Origin of the sequence: Streptococcus cuniculi (assembly GCF_004570575.1) — a bacterium.
Lineage (GTDB): Bacteria > Bacillota > Bacilli > Lactobacillales > Streptococcaceae > Streptococcus > Streptococcus cuniculi_A.
Genome location: NZ_SPPD01000020.1, coordinates 1 through 16,969 on the forward strand (window position 1 = coordinate 1; position 16,969 = coordinate 16,969).

General features: G+C 42.7%; 13 protein-coding genes. All 13 read left to right on the forward strand.

Annotation, left to right across the window (positions count from 1 at the left end; all coding sequences use genetic code 11):
• The first annotated feature begins 306 nt into the window (after positions 1–306).
• Positions 307–1,014 carry a phosphoribosylaminoimidazolesuccinocarboxamide synthase gene (gene purC, locus E4T82_RS10220; protein WP_135052869.1) on the forward strand — a complete coding sequence of 236 codons (708 nt, stop codon included), beginning with the start codon at positions 307–309 and terminating at the stop codon, positions 1,012–1,014.
• Between the two features lies 1 nt (position 1,015).
• Positions 1,016–4,741, forward strand: a complete 3,726-nt coding sequence (locus E4T82_RS10225) for a phosphoribosylformylglycinamidine synthase (protein WP_135182721.1) — start codon at positions 1,016–1,018, stop codon at positions 4,739–4,741.
• Between the two features lie 9 nt (positions 4,742–4,750).
• Positions 4,751–6,190: an amidophosphoribosyltransferase gene (purF, locus tag E4T82_RS10230; protein WP_135182722.1), complete on the forward strand. Its 1,440-nt coding sequence runs from the start codon at positions 4,751–4,753 to the stop codon at positions 6,188–6,190.
• Positions 6,191–6,267: 77 nt separating this feature from the next.
• The gene (gene purM, locus E4T82_RS10235; protein WP_135182723.1) at positions 6,268–7,287 is read left to right on the forward strand and encodes a phosphoribosylformylglycinamidine cyclo-ligase; all 1,020 of its coding nucleotides are present in this window, start codon (positions 6,268–6,270) and stop codon (positions 7,285–7,287) included.
• 309 nt (positions 7,288–7,596) lie between these two features.
• Positions 7,597–8,151 (forward strand): phosphoribosylglycinamide formyltransferase, encoded by a 555-nt coding sequence (gene purN / locus E4T82_RS10240; RefSeq protein WP_135182743.1) that lies wholly within the window; start codon positions 7,597–7,599, stop codon positions 8,149–8,151.
• The gene (locus tag E4T82_RS10245) at positions 8,138–8,578 is read left to right on the forward strand and encodes a GNAT family N-acetyltransferase (RefSeq protein ID WP_135182724.1); all 441 of its coding nucleotides are present in this window, start codon (positions 8,138–8,140) and stop codon (positions 8,576–8,578) included. The genes purN and E4T82_RS10245 overlap by 14 nt, the downstream gene beginning before the upstream one ends.
• Before the next feature lie 159 nt (positions 8,579–8,737).
• A complete protein-coding gene (gene purH, locus E4T82_RS10250) occupies positions 8,738–10,285 on the forward strand; it encodes a bifunctional phosphoribosylaminoimidazolecarboxamide formyltransferase/IMP cyclohydrolase (RefSeq protein WP_135182725.1) in 1,548 nt (515 codons plus the stop codon).
• A gap of 1,448 nt (positions 10,286–11,733) precedes the next feature.
• Complete coding sequence (gene purD / locus E4T82_RS10260; RefSeq protein WP_135182726.1) at positions 11,734–12,993, forward strand: phosphoribosylamine--glycine ligase; 1,260 nt, start codon at positions 11,734–11,736, stop codon at positions 12,991–12,993.
• Between the two features lie 9 nt (positions 12,994–13,002).
• Complete coding sequence (gene purE / locus E4T82_RS10265) at positions 13,003–13,494, forward strand: 5-(carboxyamino)imidazole ribonucleotide mutase (RefSeq protein ID WP_135182727.1); 492 nt, start codon at positions 13,003–13,005, stop codon at positions 13,492–13,494.
• Positions 13,481–14,551: a 5-(carboxyamino)imidazole ribonucleotide synthase gene (gene purK, locus E4T82_RS10270; RefSeq protein WP_135182728.1), complete on the forward strand. Its 1,071-nt coding sequence runs from the start codon at positions 13,481–13,483 to the stop codon at positions 14,549–14,551. The genes purE and purK overlap by 14 nt, the downstream gene beginning before the upstream one ends.
• Positions 14,552–14,776: 225 nt before the next feature.
• Positions 14,777–15,178, forward strand: a complete 402-nt coding sequence (locus E4T82_RS10275; RefSeq protein ID WP_135182729.1) for a hypothetical protein — start codon at positions 14,777–14,779, stop codon at positions 15,176–15,178.
• Complete coding sequence (locus E4T82_RS10280) at positions 15,168–16,238, forward strand: hypothetical protein (RefSeq protein WP_135182730.1); 1,071 nt, start codon at positions 15,168–15,170, stop codon at positions 16,236–16,238. The genes E4T82_RS10275 and E4T82_RS10280 overlap by 11 nt, the downstream gene beginning before the upstream one ends.
• A gap of 178 nt (positions 16,239–16,416) precedes the next feature.
• Positions 16,417–16,737 (forward strand): hypothetical protein, encoded by a 321-nt coding sequence (locus E4T82_RS10285; RefSeq protein ID WP_135182731.1) that lies wholly within the window; start codon positions 16,417–16,419, stop codon positions 16,735–16,737.
• Positions 16,738–16,969: the final 232 nt, after the last annotated feature.

Consider the following 16,969-nt stretch of genomic DNA (forward strand, 5'->3'; position numbering starts at 1 on the left):
TTAAGGATACGCTGTTTGACCTTACCATCTTTACGATAGCCTTCTACAAGGTAAACATGCGTCCTACCTTCTTTGTTTGTTGTTGTTTTAATAAAAGCCATAGTTCATTATACCATACATAACCATATACAACAAGATAAGACGTTGAAATTTATTAAAAAACCTTACTCTACCAAGGGGGAGCAAGGTGGGGGGAAAAAACAAGTGATAAAGTCGGGAGTTTATTAGTATTTTCTTGAATAAACGAATATTATATGATAAAATATAGCGAAAAATAAAAAAAGGAAAGCAAAGGCGAACGATATTATGAAGCGGTCATTGTTATATTCGGGAAAAGCTAAGGACATTTATTTGACAGAAGATGATGAGCTGATTGTCTCCTGCTATAAGGATCAGGCGACAGCCTTCAATGGTCTGAAAAAGGAAGAAGTGATTGGCAAGGGACGACTGAATAATCAGATTTCGTCATTGATTTTTGAAAAACTAAATCGAGCAGGTATCGCAACCCATTTTGTTGAAAAACTGTCGGACACGGAGCAGTTGAACAAAAAGGTTGCGATTATTCCACTTGAAGTGGTGCTCCGTAACTATACGGCGGGTTCTTTTTCCAAACGCTTTGGTGTGGCAGAAGGTATCCAGTTGGAACAGCCGATTGTGGAATTTTACTATAAAAAAGATGAATTGGATGATCCTTTTATCAACGATGAACACGTTGCCTTTTTAGATATTGCTTCAAAAGAGGAAATTGCCTATATCAAGGAAGAAACAAGAAAGATCAATGGTTTGTTAAGTAGCTGGTTTGCAGAGATTGGCTTGACATTGATTGACTTCAAGTTGGAATTTGGTAAGGATAAGGATGGTCAGATTATCCTAGCGGATGAATTTTCACCGGATAATTGCAGGCTCTGGGATGCAGATGGGCACCACATGGACAAAGATGTCTTTCGCCGTGGTCTTGGAGAGATGACCGATGTTTATCAAATTGTATGGGAAAAATTACAGGAGTTGGACTAAGATGAACAAACGAATTTTTGTCGAGAAAAAAGCGAGTTTTCAGATTCAATCAGTGAGCTTGCTACGGGAATTGCAGGAGCGCTTAGGAGTTACGAGTTTGACGAGCCTGCGTTTGGTACAGGTCTATGATGTCTTTGGTTTGGATGAGGCATTATTGGAGGTAGCTGAGGAGCGGATTTTTTCAGAAAAGGTGACCGATAGACTTCTCACCGATAGCGAGGTGGCAGCTAGTCTTGCAAGTAGTCGTTTCTTTGCGATCGAGGCTTTGCCAGGCCAATTTGACCAGCGCGCAGCCAGCAGTCAGGAGGCGCTTTTCCTCTTAGGAGCGGGCAGTAATGTGACAGTAAAATCTGCTCAACTCTATCTCTTAAATGCGGATGTGAGTGATACGGATTTTGCAGAGATTCAGTCTTATTTGCTCAATCCTGTGGATTCGCGTTTCAAGGATGTGACGGCGGGCTTGGAAGCACCTGTCTTTTCGAGTTCTGATGCGCTTATTCCTGTACTTGATTTTTTCAAGGATTACACCGAAGCGGATTTTGCCCAGTATAAAAAAGACCAAGGACTTGCTATGGAAGTGGCGGATTTGCTCTTTATTCAAGACTATTTCGCCTCCATTGGTCGCTGTCCGACAGAGACAGAGTTGAAAGTCTTGGATACCTATTGGTCAGACCATTGTCGCCACACGACCTTTGAGACAGAGCTGCGTCAAATTGATTTTTCAGAATCCCGCTTTCAAGAGCAGCTGCAGGCGACTTATGAGAAGTATCTTGAGATGAGAAGGGACTTGGGGCGTGCGGATAAGCCACAGACTCTCATGGATATGGCAACGATTTTTGGCCGCTATGAGCGGGCTAATGGACGTTTGGATGATCTTGAAGTATCTGATGAAATCAATGCTTGCTCGGTAGAAATCGAAGTGGATGTGAACGGTGTCAAAGAGCCGTGGCTGCTGATGTTTAAAAATGAAACCCATAATCATCCAACAGAAATTGAGCCTTTTGGTGGGGCAGCAACCTGTATCGGAGGTGCTATTCGTGACCCACTTTCAGGTCGTTCCTATGTCTATCAGGCTATGCGGATTTCGGGAGCAGGCGACATTACCCAGCCCCTGTCTGCGACTCGCCCAGGAAAACTACCACAACAGGTTATCTCGAAAACGGCTGCACATGGCTATTCTTCCTATGGAAATCAAATTGGACTTGCGACGACCTATGTGCGGGAGTACTTCCACCCAGGATTTGTGGCAAAACGTATGGAGTTAGGTGCCGTTGTAGGAGCTGCTCCAAAGGAAAATGTAATCCGTGAAAAGCCAATTGCAGGAGATGTCATCATTCTTCTTGGTGGGAAGACGGGTCGTGATGGTGTAGGCGGAGCGACAGGTTCTTCCAAGGTTCAGACAGTCACATCTGTTGAAACAGCTGGAGCTGAAGTCCAAAAAGGAAATGCGATTGAGGAACGGAAAATTCAACGGCTCTTTCGCGATAAAGCGGTCACCCGCTTAATTAAAAAGTCCAATGATTTTGGGGCAGGAGGCGTATGCGTTGCTATTGGTGAATTGGCAGACGGTCTTGAAATCGACTTGGATAAGGTGCCACTCAAGTACCAAGGTTTGAATGGGACAGAGATTGCCATTTCAGAAAGTCAAGAACGGATGGCAGTCGTCATCTCTCCAGAAGATGTGGAGACTTTTATTGCTCTAGCAGCTAAGGAGAATATCTTAGCAGTTCCAGTGGCACAAGTGACTGAAACTCCAAATCTTGTCATGACTTGGAAAGGACAGAAGATTGTTGATATTGAGCGTTCTTTCCTTGATACCAACGGCGTGCGTGTAGTGGTAGATGCGACAGTGACAGATAGTCAGCAAGTCTTGCCAGAACAACGAAAGACTTCACTAGAAACTCTGAAAGAGGACATGAAGGCTCTCTTGTCAGACTTGAATCATGCTAGCCAAAAGGGCTTGCAGACGATTTTTGATAGTTCGGTAGGGCGTTCAACGGTTAATCATCCGCTGGGTGGGCGTTATCAACTCACACCGACCGAAAGTTCAGTCCAGAAGTTGCCAGTAGAGCACGGGGTGACAGAAACGGTTTCTGTCATGGCTCAAGGCTATAATCCTTTGATTGCAGCATGGTCTCCTTACCATGGGGCAGCTTATGCGGTGATTGAGGCAACGAGCCGTTTGGTGGCAACAGGCAGTAACTGGGAAAAGGCTCGCTTCTCCTATCAGGAATACTTTGAACGGATGGATAAAGAAGCGACACGTTTTGGAAAACCTGTTGCAGCATTACTTGGGTCTATTGAGGCTCAAATTCAACTAGGGCTTCCGTCAATCGGAGGAAAGGACTCCATGTCTGGAACCTTTGAGGAGTTGACAGTTCCTCCGACCTTGGTGGCTTTTGGGGTAACGACGTCAACAGTAGACCGCATCTTATCACCAGAATTTAAGGCAGCTGGTGAATACCTCTACTATATTCCAGGAGTAGCGATTTCTGCCGACATTGATTTTACGACAATCAAGGAAAATTTCAATCGCTTTACAGAAATTCAAGGAAAGCACAGGATTACAGCGGCTGCCGCAGTCAAGTATGGTGGCGTGGCAGAAGCACTTGCACTGATGACATTTGGGAACTGTATCGGGGCAAACCTAGTGCTTGACCAACTAGAGACCAGCTTACAAGGTCAACTAGGAGGATTTGTCTTTACTAGCCCAGACGAGATTGAGGGACTGGTAGCTATTGGGCAGACAAGCGGTGAAGCAAGCCTTGTTATCAATGGTGTGACTTTACCTGTTGCAGAGTTGTTAGCAGGGTTTGAGGGAAGACTTGAGGGAATTTATCCGACTGTTTTTGAACAGGATAGTCGGATGGCAGAAGTTGCACCAGTTGTGACAGACTTTGTCCAAAAGAGCAAGGAATCAGTCGCTCAACCGTTGGTTTATATTCCTGTCTTTCCGGGTACTAACTCCGAGTATGATTCAGCCAAGGCCTTTGAACAAGCGGGTGCGAAAGTGAAACTTGAGCCATTTGTAACCCTAGATGAAGCAAGTCTGGCACAATCTGTTGCCAATATGGTTGCCTCTCTTAGCCAAGCGCAGATTCTCTTTTTTGCAGGTGGATTTTCAGCGGCAGATGAGCCAGATGGCTCTGCTAAATTTATCGTCAATATCCTGCTCAATGAGAAAATCAAGGCGGCGATTGATTCCTTTATCGAGCGTGGGGGTCTCATTATTGGTATCTGTAATGGATTCCAAGCCCTTGTTAAATCAGGTCTCCTACCTTATGGTAACTTTGAAGAAGCAGGTGAAACAAGTCCTACCCTCTTTTACAATGATGCCAACCAGCACGTGGCAAAAATGGTAGAAACTAGAATTGCCAATACCAATTCACCGTGGCTTGCTGGGGTAGAAGTTGGTGATATTCATGCCATTCCAGTATCGCATGGGGAAGGAAAATTTGTCGTGACAGAGGCAGAATTTGCGGAACTTCGTGATAATGGGCAGATTTTCAGCCAGTATGTGGATTTTGAGGGGCAAGCAAGTATGGATAGCCGCTATAATCCAAACGGATCCTTGTATGCGATTGAGGGGATTACGAGCAAAAATGGGCAAATCCTTGGGAAAATGGGGCATTCTGAACGTTATGAAGCAGGACTGTTTCAAAATATTCCAGGAGAAAAAGATCAGAAGTTGTTTGAAAGTGCCGTGCGGTATTTTACACAAGATTAAGAGGAACACATGAAATACGAAATAAAATCTCTCAATGAAGAATGCGGTTTGTTTGGCATCTGGGGGCATCCTCAGGCCAGTCAAGTGACTTATTTTGGACTGCATAGTTTGCAGCATCGGGGGCAAGAAGGGGCTGGGATTTTGGCTAATGAAGCTGGAAATCTCCGCCGCCACCGTGGCTTAGGCTTGGTTTCAGAAGTCTTTAAACGGCAAGAAGATTTGGAACAATTACAGGGTCATGCGGCAATTGGGCATGTCCGTTATGCCACAGCGGGTGGAGCTTCTATCAACAATGTTCAGCCTTTCTTATTTGACTTCTTTGATATGCAGTTGGGTCTTGCCCACAATGGGAACTTGACCAATACCCAAAGTTTAAAGAGGGAATTGGAAGCACAGGGGGCAATTTTTTCTAGCTCCTCAGATACAGAAATTTTGATGCACCTCATTCGTCGCAGTAAAAAAGAGCTCCTGCTCGATAAGATCAAGGAGGCTCTCAATCAGGTTAAGGGTGGTTTTGCCTATCTGATTATGGCAGAGGATAAGCTGATTGCCGCGCTTGATCCTAATGGATTTCGTCCCTTATCAATCGGGCGGATGAAAAATGGTGCTTGGGTGGTATCGAGTGAGACCTGTGCCTTTGAAGTGGTCGGTGCCGAGTGGATCGAAGATGTAAAACCTGGAGAGCTAGTCATCATTGATGATCAGGGGATCCAGCATGACAGCTATACAGATGATACTCAACTAGCGATTTGCTCTATGGAATATGTCTATTTTGCACGTCCTGATAGCGTGATTAACGGGATTAACGTCCATGCAGCACGAAAAAAAATGGGTCGTCGCTTGGCACAGGAAGCCAAAATCGAAGCGGATATTGTGGTTGGTGTGCCAAATTCTTCCTTGTCTGCAGCCAGTGGCTACGCGGAAGAATCAGGTCTGCCTTATGAAATGGGCTTGATTAAAAATCAATACACCCAGCGTACCTTTATTCAGCCAACACAGGAATTGCGTGAGCAAGGGGTTCGGATGAAATTGTCTGCTGTTTCTAGCATTGTCAAAGGAAAGCGTGTAGTCATGGTTGATGACTCGATTGTGCGAGGGACAACGAGCCGACGCATTGTTCAATTGTTACGGGATGCAGGTGCGGCAGAAGTCCATGTGGCGATTGCCAGTCCTCCCTTGAAATATCCTTGCTTTTTCGGAATTGATATTCAACAAAGGAGCGAATTGATTGCGGCTAACCATAGCAATGAGGAGATTTGCGAGATTATCGGAGCAGATAGCTTGAGCTTCTTGTCTTTGGAGGGCTTGATTGAGGGAGTTGGCATGGATACAGATGCCCCAAACGGTGGACTGTGTGTCGCCTATTTTGACGGAGATTACCCGACACCTCTCTACGATTATGAGGAACGCTATTTGGAAAGTCTGGCAGAAAAAACGAGTTTTTACTAATCTACTTGCTTTATTTTTGTAAATATGTTTATGCTAAAAAATAAGCAATTGGATGATGGTATTTAAAGGAGAATAGAATGTCAAAAAATACATACGCAGCTTCAGGTGTTGATGTAGAGGCCGGCTATGAGGTTGTAGAGCGTATCAAAAAGCATGTCAAAAAGACGGAACGTCTGGGTGTTATGGGAGCTCTTGGCGGTTTTGGAGGGATGTTTGATCTGACCCAACTCTCGGTCAAGGAACCAGTCTTGATTTCTGGGACAGACGGGGTTGGAACCAAACTGATGCTAGCGATTCAGTACGATAAGCACGATACCATTGGACAGGACTGTGTCGCCATGTGTGTCAATGATATTGTCGCAGCAGGCGCTGAACCTCTCTATTTCCTTGACTATATTGCAACGGGGAAGAATATCCCTGAAAAGTTAGAGCAGGTTGTCAAAGGGGTGGCAGATGGGTGTCTTGCAGCAGGCGCTGCCCTTATCGGAGGAGAGACAGCTGAAATGCCCGGCATGTACGGTGAAGATGATTATGATTTGGCTGGGTTTGCGGTCGGTATCGCAGAGAAGTCCCAGATTATTGATGGGTCAAAGGTTGTCAAAGGCGATGTTCTTCTAGGTCTTGCCTCAAGTGGTATTCATTCGAATGGCTACTCTCTTGTCCGCCGTGTCTTTGCAGACTATACAGGGGATGAGATCCTGCCTGAACTAGAAGGTAAGCCTCTCAAGGAAGTCTTGTTGGAACCAACTCGTATCTACGTTAAGGCCTTGCTTCCTCTCATTAAGGAAAACTTGGTTCACGGGATTGCCCACATCACAGGTGGTGGCTTTATTGAGAATATCCCTCGGATGTTTGGGGCAGCATTAGCTGCTGAGATTGATGAAAGTCAGGTACCAGTTTTGCCGATTTTCAAGGCTCTGGAGAAATATGGTGAGATTCCGCATGCTGAAATGTTTGAAATTTTCAATATGGGGCTTGGAATGGTTCTTGCAGTAGCAGCAGAAGATGTGGCGCGTGTGAAAGAATTATTGGACGAAGAAGTCTATGAAATCGGTCGAATTGTGGAAAAAGCTGACGCTAGTGTGGTGATCCGCTAATGGTATCTTGCTACATTGTAGCTCAAAAAATGGAAGAAAGGAATGTTTAGTTAGAGTGCTAACTGAACGTGGGACTTATTTTCTAGAGTAACATAGTTAGTAGACGTTTTGAGCCAAGGAGTTTCGGATGACGGTTGAAAGGGATTGTTTCTTCTTGATTTCATGTGCTCGGTTAAAATCCAAGATTCTACAAAAAGACATTCAAACAAGGTCAGCGTGCTTGCTGTACGTTAGTACAGCTGTACTGGCTCCTTGTTTGCATTCAGATTACCGCTAGGAAATGGTTCGCAAGCCGAACAGTCCCTTTGTATCAATATGAAAATCGCAGTTTTTGCCTCAGGAAATGGCTCTAATTTTCAAGTGATTGCCGAGCAATTTCCTGTTGAGTTTGTCTTTTCAGACCATCGAGATGCCTATGTGCTGGAGCGCGCAAAGAAGCTGGGGGTGCCAGCTTATGCTTTTGAACTCAAGGAGTTCGACAATAAGGCGCAGTATGAAAGTGCGATTGTGGAGCTTTTAGACAAGCATGCGATCGATCTCGTGGTTTTAGCGGGTTATATGAAGATTGTGGCAGCCACTCTTCTTGCTCGCTATGAGGGGCGCATGATTAACATTCATCCCGCCTACTTACCTGAGTTTCCAGGAGCTCATGGGATTGAAGATGCTTGGAATGCAGGCGTTTCCCAGTCTGGTGTCACCGTTCATTGGGTGGATTCAGGCGTTGACAGCGGGCAGATTATCCGTCAGGAGCGCGTGCCGATTTTGCCAGAGGATACGCTAGAGAGCTTTGAAGAGCGCATCCATGCCATGGAATACCAGCTCTATCCAGAGGTCTTGAGGGAGTTGCTCAATGGTAGCACTTAGATTCGTTGATGAAGAAAATTTCGCACAGGTTATTGAATTGACAGTTGCGGAGAAAGACAAGCAGTTCGTAGCTTCCAATCTTCGTTCGCTTGCGGATTGTTGGTTGTATCGAGAAAATGGAGATGTCTTTCCCTATGCTATTTACGCAGACGATAAGGTAGTAGGCTTTGCCTTGATTGATGTAGATGATGAGGAATCTTGTTACATGATTTGGCGCTTGATGATTGATCAGCATCAGCAGGGGAAAGGCTATGGTAAGTCTGCTGTTTTGGCGCTTATAGAGCATGCGAAAAAACTAGGAAGTTACCAAACCATTCGAGCGGATTTTGTTAAGGGAAATCAGCGAATGGAGGGGTTATTGCTATCGCTAGGGTTTACTAAGTTTGGTCAAGATGACCGAGAAATCTTTATGAGACGAACGCTTTGAAATGATGGGTGATACTCTTTGAAAATCAACTATCTTCGATTTAGAAGAGCTTAGAAAGTTGGTTTTATCTCCAACTTTCAACGATCTCCCAGAGAGTTGAAGCTGGTCTATTTTTGATTTTCGTTGAGTATAAACATATAGGAAAAATAAGGAGAAATCATGACAAAAAAAGCCTTGATTAGTGTGTCAGATAAGACAGGCATTGTGGCATTTGCCCAAAAATTAAAAGGGTTGGGATGGGAGATTGTCTCAACTGGAGGAACCAAGATAGCTCTTGATGCAGCTGGTCTGGATACCATTGCGATTGATGATGTCACAGGATTTCCAGAGATGATGGATGGGAGGGTCAAGACACTTCATCCGAAGATTCACGGTGGTCTCTTAGCGAGACGAGATCTTGATACCCACCTAGAAGCTGCAAAGGGACATGGCATTGACCTGATTGACTTGGTGGTGGTAAATCTTTACCCGTTCAAAGAAACGATTGAAAAGCCAGACGTTACCTATGCTGATGCAGTAGAAAATATCGACATTGGTGGACCATCCATGCTTCGTTCTGCGGCTAAAAATCATGCTAGTGTGACTGTTCTTGTGGATCCAGCGGATTATCAACTTGTATTGGAAGAGTTAGAAACTGCAGGTGAGACAAGCCTTGCTACACGCAAGCGTCTAGCAGCTAAGGTCTTTCGTCATACTGCAGCTTATGATGCCTTGATTGCAGACTACTTTACCAATCAAGTAGGGGAAGAAAAGCCAGAGAAATTGACTCTGACCTATGAACTCAAGCAGCCTATGCGCTATGGAGAAAACCCGCAACAGGATGCCGATTTCTACCAGACTGCCCTCCCGCTAGCTTACTCTATCGCAGCCAGCAAGCAGCTAAATGGAAAAGAATTGTCCTTTAACAATATTCGAGATGCTGATGCGGCGATTCGCATTATTCGAGATTTTCCAGACCGTCCAACAGTGGTGGCACTCAAGCACATGAATCCATGTGGCATTGGACAGGCAGATGATATTGAAACGGCTTGGGACTATGCCTATGCATCAGATCCTGTGTCTATTTTTGGTGGAATTGTTGTGCTCAACCGTGAGGTAGACGCAGCAACAGCTGAAAAGATGCACCAGATTTTCCTAGAAATCATTATTGCACCAAGCTATACTCCAGAAGCCTTGGAGATTTTGACCAATAAAAAGAAAAATCTCCGAATTTTGGCGCTTGATTTTAGTCAACAGACTGAAAGTACGACTGAAAAAGAAGTGACAGGTGTGCTAGGTGGTCTGCTGGTTCAAAATCAAGATGTGGTGGTAGAAGATCCAAGCGATTGGGAAATCGTGACCAAACGCAAGCCAAGCACTGAGGAGCAGACGGCTCTTGAATTTGCTTGGAAATCTATAAAATATGTCAAATCAAACGGTATTATCATTACAAATGACCACATGGTGCTAGGTGTTGGACCGGGGCAGACCAACCGTGTAGCCTCCGTAAAGATCGCTGTTGAGCAGGCAAAAGACCGCCTAGATGGTGCTGTTCTTGCTAGTGATGCCTTCTTCCCATTTGCGGATAATATCGAAGAAATCGCAGCTGCAGGTATCAAGGCCATCATCCAGCCCGGAGGATCTGTCCGCGACCAAGAATCCATAGAGGCAGCCGATAAACACGGCTTAACCATGATCTTTACCGGCGTGCGACATTTTAGGCATTGATTTTGTGAAGAATAGGATGTAATAAAATCTTTATCTTTTATATAGTCATTTAGTTTACCTTTTATTACTTTGTTAACTCGTCTTGTATAATTGAACTCGGGCTACGAGCTGTGCAAAAAAGATAGTTTTTCCTAGAACTTGTAGTTCTTCGTCAAAACTCCTATTTTTGCTTTGCTCGTTTAACGCCCTTGTATCTTGTATAATTGGACTTGAGCTACAACTCACTGACAAAAAGATAAATACTCCTAGCTCTAAAGGTATAGTATACCTTTAGAGGCGGAAGATAGAAGTTTGCGAAGCAGACTCTCACTGGCTTCTTCGTCGTATTTCCTATTTTGTCTAGGAGTTGCTTCCATAGTCTAAGAATAGACTGTGGAAGGTTGGAGATAAAACGAGTGAAACTCGTGTCAAACGCTCTCGTATCTTGAGTAATTGAACACGGGCTAAAAGCTCGGAAAAAAGATAAATACTCCTAGAAGCAAGAGACTTCTTTGTCGTATTTCCTATTTTTCATTCGCTTTTTACGCCCTTTGTATCTTAGAATTGAACACGCCCTAAACTCTGTGCGAAAAAGAGACATAACTGTTTCAGCTTTAGCTGATTACAGGTATGGCTACCTTTAGGTATAAATCTTCCTAGCTCCAAAGGTATGGATACCTTTGGAGGTGGGAAATAGAAGTTTGCGAAGCAAATTCTCCCTAGACTCTGCGTCAGATTTCCTATTTTCGCTTTGAGTTTTTAACGGGCTTTGTATCTTGAGTTGTACCATTGAGAAAAGTTACACTTTTCTTATCTATCAGTTGAAATAGTTATCAACTAGACAACTACCTGCGACTTTTGACGAAAACTTCGTTTTCTTTATTTCCCGCCTTAAACAGTCTCTCCCCAGACTGTTTTGACGAAAACTTCGTTTTCTTTATTTCCTAGCTCCAACAGTCTCTCCCCAGACTGTTTTGACGAAAACTTCGTTTTCTTTATTTCCCGCCTCCAACAGTCTCTCCTCAGACTGTTTTGACGAAAACTTCGTTTTCTTTATTTCCTAGCTCAAACAGTCTCTCCCCAGACTGTTTGAGCTAGTACTAAAAGTAAACTAAACAACTATATCATGATTTTATTGAGTATCAGATTCCCACTATATCTTTTAGAATCCCGAGCTTCGTTCAGGCTGTGCTTGGGATTTTTGTGTTTTGTTTGTTTACAGTATTTTGGTTTACGTTTCCTACTAGGTAAGGAGTTGATACTCTTTAAAAATTAAAAGATACTTGTTAAGAGCCTTGATGTAATGGAGTTTGCATAGAGTTTAGGCTGTGTTCAATTATAAAAGCTAAAGGAAATGGCTATATCGTTCGGAAATGGAATAAAAAAAGGGGAATTTTATAGAAAGGATAGATAAAAACGAATGTTTTTGGTACAATATCTTTATAAAATACGTTTTTAGAGGTATAGAGATGAAGCTGTTAGTTGTTGGATCAGGTGGTCGTGAACATGCGATTGCAAAGAAGTTATTAGAATCAAAAAGCGTTGAAAAAGTCTTTGTTGCTCCTGGGAATAGCGGGATGTTGGCAGATGGGCTTGAGTTGGTCAATATCAGTATTTCCGAACATTCTAGCTTGATTGCCTTTGCGCAGAAAGAAGAGATTGCTTGGACCTTTGTGGGACCAGATGATGCTCTGGCAGCAGGTCTGGTTGATGATTTTGAAGCAGCAGGTTTGCTGGCTTTTGGTCCTAGAAAAAATGCAGCAGAGCTAGAATGGTCCAAGGATTTTGCCAAATCCATCATGACTAAATACGGTGTACCAACAGCAAGTTATGAAACTTTTTCTGATTTTGAAGCTGCAAAAGCCTATATTGAAGCCCAAGGAGCCCCAATCGTGGTCAAGGCAGATGGCTTGGCACTCGGAAAAGGTGTCGTGGTTGCTGAAACGGTGGAAGAAGCGGTGGCTGCAGCTCACGACATGCTTCTTGACAATAAATTTGGTGACAGTGGCGCGCGTGTGGTAATCGAAGAATTTTTGACAGGTGAAGAATTTTCTTTATTTGCCTTTGTAAATGGAGAAGACTTTTACCTCATGCCGACAGCGCAGGATCACAAGCGGGCTTTTGATAATGATAAGGGTCCAAATACGGGTGGTATGGGTGCCTATGCTCCTGTCCCTCATTTGCCAGCTAGTGCAGTGGAGCGGTCGGTGGCAGAGATTATAAGACCTATCTTGAAAGGAATGGTCGCAGAAGGTCGTCCCTATCTTGGGGTGCTCTATGCAGGTTTAATTTTGACAGCAGACGGTCCTAAGGTGATTGAGTTCAATGCTCGCTTTGGAGACCCGGAGACCCAGATCATTTTACCTCGTCTGACATCTGACTTTGCAGCAGGGATCACAGATTTACTAGCAGGAAAGGTTCCGACCTTTACTTGGCTAGAAAGGGGGGTGACCTTGGGGGTTGTGGTCGCAAGTGAGGGTTATCCTTTAAACTATGAAAAAGGGGTACGATTGCCAGCCAAGACTAGCGGAGAAATTGAGACCTACTATGCTGGTGCGGCCTTGAATGCTAAGCAGGAACTGGTCTCAAATGGTGGTCGTGTCTATATGCTCGTCACCACGCAGGAGACCGTTTCACAGGCACAAAAGGTGATTTATCAGCAGTTGGAACAGCAGGATACGACAGGTATGTTTTATCGGACAGATATTGGAAATAAGGCGAATAAATAAGGAGAGATTATGACACAAACACTTGTATCGCTCATTATGGGCTCTATTTCGGACTGGGAAACCATGAAAAAAGCAGCGCAGATTTTGGATGACTTTGGTGTTGGCTATGAAAAGAAGGTGGTCTCTGCCCACCGGACGCCCGACTTGATGTTTGAACATGCAGCAAAAGCTCGTGAACGGGGCATCAAGGTCATTATCGCAGGTGCAGGTGGTGCAGCCCACCTGCCAGGGATGGTGGCTGCTAAAACAACCTTACCGGTCATTGGGGTGCCTATAAAATCGCGCGCTCTTTCTGGGATCGATTCGCTTTACTCTATTGTGCAGATGCCGGGTGGTGTACCTGTGATGACTATGGCGATTGGGGAGAGCGGAGCGACCAATGCAGGTTTATCTGCTGTGCGGATTCTGTCGCTTGAAAACCCAGATTTGAATAAGAAATTGCTAGAGTTTGCAGAAAAACAAGGGAAAATTGCAGAGGAGTCCAGTCATGACCTTATCTAAGACAATTGGGATTATCGGTGGCGGTCAGCTAGGTCAGATGATGGCCATTTCAGCCATTTATCGTGGACACAAGGTCATCACCCTCGATCCAGCAGCGGACTGTCCAGCATCTCGAGTAAGTGAAGTCATTGTGGCAGATTATACGGATGTGGATGCCCTAGCGAGCTTGGCTGCACGTTGTGATATATTGACCTATGAGTTTGAAAATGTGAATGCAGATAGCCTTGATGCGGTAGCAGACAAAGTACTTTTACCCCAAGGAACGGACCTCCTGCGGATTGCCCAAAATCGGATAGCCGAAAAAGCCTTTTTGACCAAAGCAGGGGTTGGTCTAGCTCCCTATCGAATTGTAGGTTCAAGTCTCGATTTGGCAGACTATGATTTTTCGACGACACGAGTGCTAAAAACTGCTACGGGTGGCTATGATGGTCACGGTCAGGTGGTTATTCGTGATGTGGAAAGTCTGGCACAAGCAAAGGTTTTGGCGGATCAGACGGATTGTGTCTTGGAAGATTTTGTACCCTTTGATTTGGAAATTTCCGTCTTGGTTTCAGGAAATGGTCGAGAGCTGACCGTCTTCCCTGTTCAAGAAAATATTCACCGCAATAATATTCTTTCTAAAACTATTGTTCCTGCTCGTATTTCAGAGCACTTGGCTGAAAAAGCCGTTCAAATGGCGAAAAAAATTGCCACAGACTTGCAACTTTTTGGTACACTATGTATAGAGATGTTTGTTGCTGGGGAGGAAATTCTCGTCAATGAACTTGCGCCTCGACCTCATAATTCGGGGCATTACAGCATAGAAGCCTGCAACTTTTCCCAGTTTGATACCCATATTTTGGGCATCCTAGGCGAACCTTTGCCGGACATTCAACTCTATGCACCAGCTGTCATGTTCAATGTTTTAGGGCAGGATATGGAACAGGCGCAAGCCTATGTCGCAGAAAACCCTATTGCCCACCTGCACCTCTATGGCAAAGCAGAAGCCAAGCACAACCGCAAGATGGGACATGTGACAGTGGTTGGAGAGGATGTGGATAGTGTAGGGGAGTTTTAAAAAATAATGATGAAAGAAGCCGTAGTTATCTTGACTTATGCAGAAAGCATCGTGTTACCAGATATTTTTGATAAGGCTTCTATTCGTATTATAGAAAAGAACATAGTTTGTATTTAAGCTACAATTGTCAATGAAAAACAGGTAATCACTTATCGTGAAAAAAAGCGTGGACTCCTTGGATATTTAAATATCTTTTGAAACGGAATTAGGCGAGGAAGAGCAATTTTGGGAAAGGATGGAGTGCTGATGGAGAGAGTTTCTAGATACCTAATTATTTCTAAAGGAAATAAATCGAATAAGATATTACATTCCACTAAGGAAGACTTATTAAATTCAATGGTGAAAAGCACACAACTTAAATGCCAAATAGATCGTATAGAGATTGAACATTCTTCATTTAAATATAAGATGAAAGTAGTAGATACAGAAGCAAAACCAGCAAATAAAACGTTTTTTATATTAGTTTTGTATCTCGATTCAGAAAGTGATATTGAGAAATTTGAGCTACTTGATAATGAAATTCATAATTTTATTGAGTCTTATAATGATTTAGAAATGTTCATATTGGAGGACGCCATTTCTCAATATTATAGTAAGGAAGCCTATGAATTAATTCATGATAGTTGAAAACAAAACACGAGCATTAATTTCAGAAGTGATGTACTTGAAATCTAATGATCAATCTTGGGAAAAATTTTTAACAAAAACTTTAATAATTCGTGATAATAACAAGAAAAAAGATAAAACCTATAAACCTTTGGATGGTAAATATTTCAGTGATTTAACAACGATGTTATTTACATTCTATGAGGAGAAAAATTCTGGTGAAGATAGTACCCAAGATGTTTTTATAAAAAATATAAAATATCTAAATAATCTTATACCTAAAGATAGGGCTGAAGTCTCAGATGAAGAGTTTCGTCAGTTGCAGCTTGCAATAAGTGAAATTCAGAAGTCTGCACCTCGTTCTGTATGGGATAGGTATATCGCAAATAGTCTAAAGGAAAGTGATAAGTTATCTAATAGTTTACAAACTGTACTCAAACAGTTAGAAAAACCGAGAAACGATATTGCTCATAATACCATTTTCCGAAAGGAAGAATATAATTCGCTGAAGAAAGATGTAGATAAAGTTGTCTCACAGATTTCAAAAGCTCTGGATTCTTTTGAAAATGAATCTATTGCTATGTATACGCCAGAGGAAAATGTTCAGATTTTGAATATTTTTTCAGGTAATGAGTCAGAGGAAGAGACTCAGATTTTGGATGTTTTTTCAGATAATGAGCCAGAGGAGACAGTTGTTCTAAATGATTCTGATGATATAACTCTCATTGTTCCTGCTCAGGAGGATGGCTTTCAACAAGTATTTCTCCAAGATCATGAGTGGTACGATATACGCATAGGTCGGAGTCGAAGAAAGAAGATCCGATATATTGCAGGATACGAAGTGGCGCCACGAAGTGGGATACAGTTTATTGCAAAAGTTGATAAGATTGTTCCATCTGATAATTATTTAGGGTACTGGAAAGTAGTCTTTGATGGAGAGCCTGAAAAGTATGATCGGCTTATTCCTTTAGGTAATACGTATCCTCCGCAGAATATTCGTTATACTACCAAAGAAAAATTGGATGAAGTGGCAAAATCTTCAGAAGGAACGTTAGAATCTATTTTTAATAATCCGTACTAGATTTATTTGAGGAAATATTGAGTTTAGTTATCAAAATAAAGAGGTGAGAGTCTAGTTCAATTATATATGCAAATTCTTATTATCCCTTGCTTTCGCCCCTGTTTTTGTACTAGAACTAGAATGTTATTCTTGCCCTAAGATATGGAATTTGATTAAAAGAATTTTTTAAGTAGGAAATATGATGGATTTTATTTTACTAATAGCACTTGCTTATTTAGGCTGGAGTGTCAATGACAAGTTTGCTAAGCTAACAAAAAGGATTCACAAATTAGTACGACAAGAAAACGGAGGATGTGAAATGTCGCAATTGCTTAAAGGACTAGAAGGCAAGCAATGTAAGTTTCAATTTGATGATATTGTGAATTATGATTATTTGTATTCCGTCCTAGAAGTTGACGAAGAATGGGTAAAGTTACGGCATACAGATAAAAACGGAAACTCAACTGTTAAAATTGTCCGAATTGATAGTATCAAGGAAATTGAGATAGTAGAACAATAATTTTTAGGAAATTTAAAAATAACTTGGTGGAGATTGGGTTCAGTAGCTGTGATAAAAAACCTTGCATAGCGGAGTTGATTTTATTCAGTCGGTTCTTTAGGCAACATTTCAATTTTTAGTGGCTAAGATGAATTGTCAGGAATTAATCAGAAGTTTTTTATAACGAAACAAATGAAATCAAGACTGCTGTGTTCTGAAAATTGAACACGGTCAGAATTTAAAAATAAAAGAA

Coding starts and splice junctions, on each gene's coding strand:
- purK (WP_135182728.1), top strand. CDS start 13,481: ATGACCTTATCTAAGACAATTGGGATTATCGGTGGCGGTCAGCTAGGT.
- E4T82_RS10285 (WP_135182731.1), top strand. CDS start 16,417: ATGATGGATTTTATTTTACTAATAGCACTTGCTTATTTAGGCTGGAGT.
- E4T82_RS10280 (WP_135182730.1), top strand. CDS start 15,168: ATGATAGTTGAAAACAAAACACGAGCATTAATTTCAGAAGTGATGTAC.
- purH (WP_135182725.1), top strand. CDS start 8,738: ATGACAAAAAAAGCCTTGATTAGTGTGTCAGATAAGACAGGCATTGTG.
- E4T82_RS10225 (WP_135182721.1), top strand. CDS start 1,016: ATGAACAAACGAATTTTTGTCGAGAAAAAAGCGAGTTTTCAGATTCAA.
- purD (WP_135182726.1), top strand. CDS start 11,734: ATGAAGCTGTTAGTTGTTGGATCAGGTGGTCGTGAACATGCGATTGCA.
- purM (WP_135182723.1), top strand. CDS start 6,268: ATGTCAAAAAATACATACGCAGCTTCAGGTGTTGATGTAGAGGCCGGC.
- purF (WP_135182722.1), top strand. CDS start 4,751: ATGAAATACGAAATAAAATCTCTCAATGAAGAATGCGGTTTGTTTGGC.
- purC (WP_135052869.1), top strand. CDS start 307: ATGAAGCGGTCATTGTTATATTCGGGAAAAGCTAAGGACATTTATTTG.
- E4T82_RS10245 (WP_135182724.1), top strand. CDS start 8,138: ATGGTAGCACTTAGATTCGTTGATGAAGAAAATTTCGCACAGGTTATT.
- purE (WP_135182727.1), top strand. CDS start 13,003: ATGACACAAACACTTGTATCGCTCATTATGGGCTCTATTTCGGACTGG.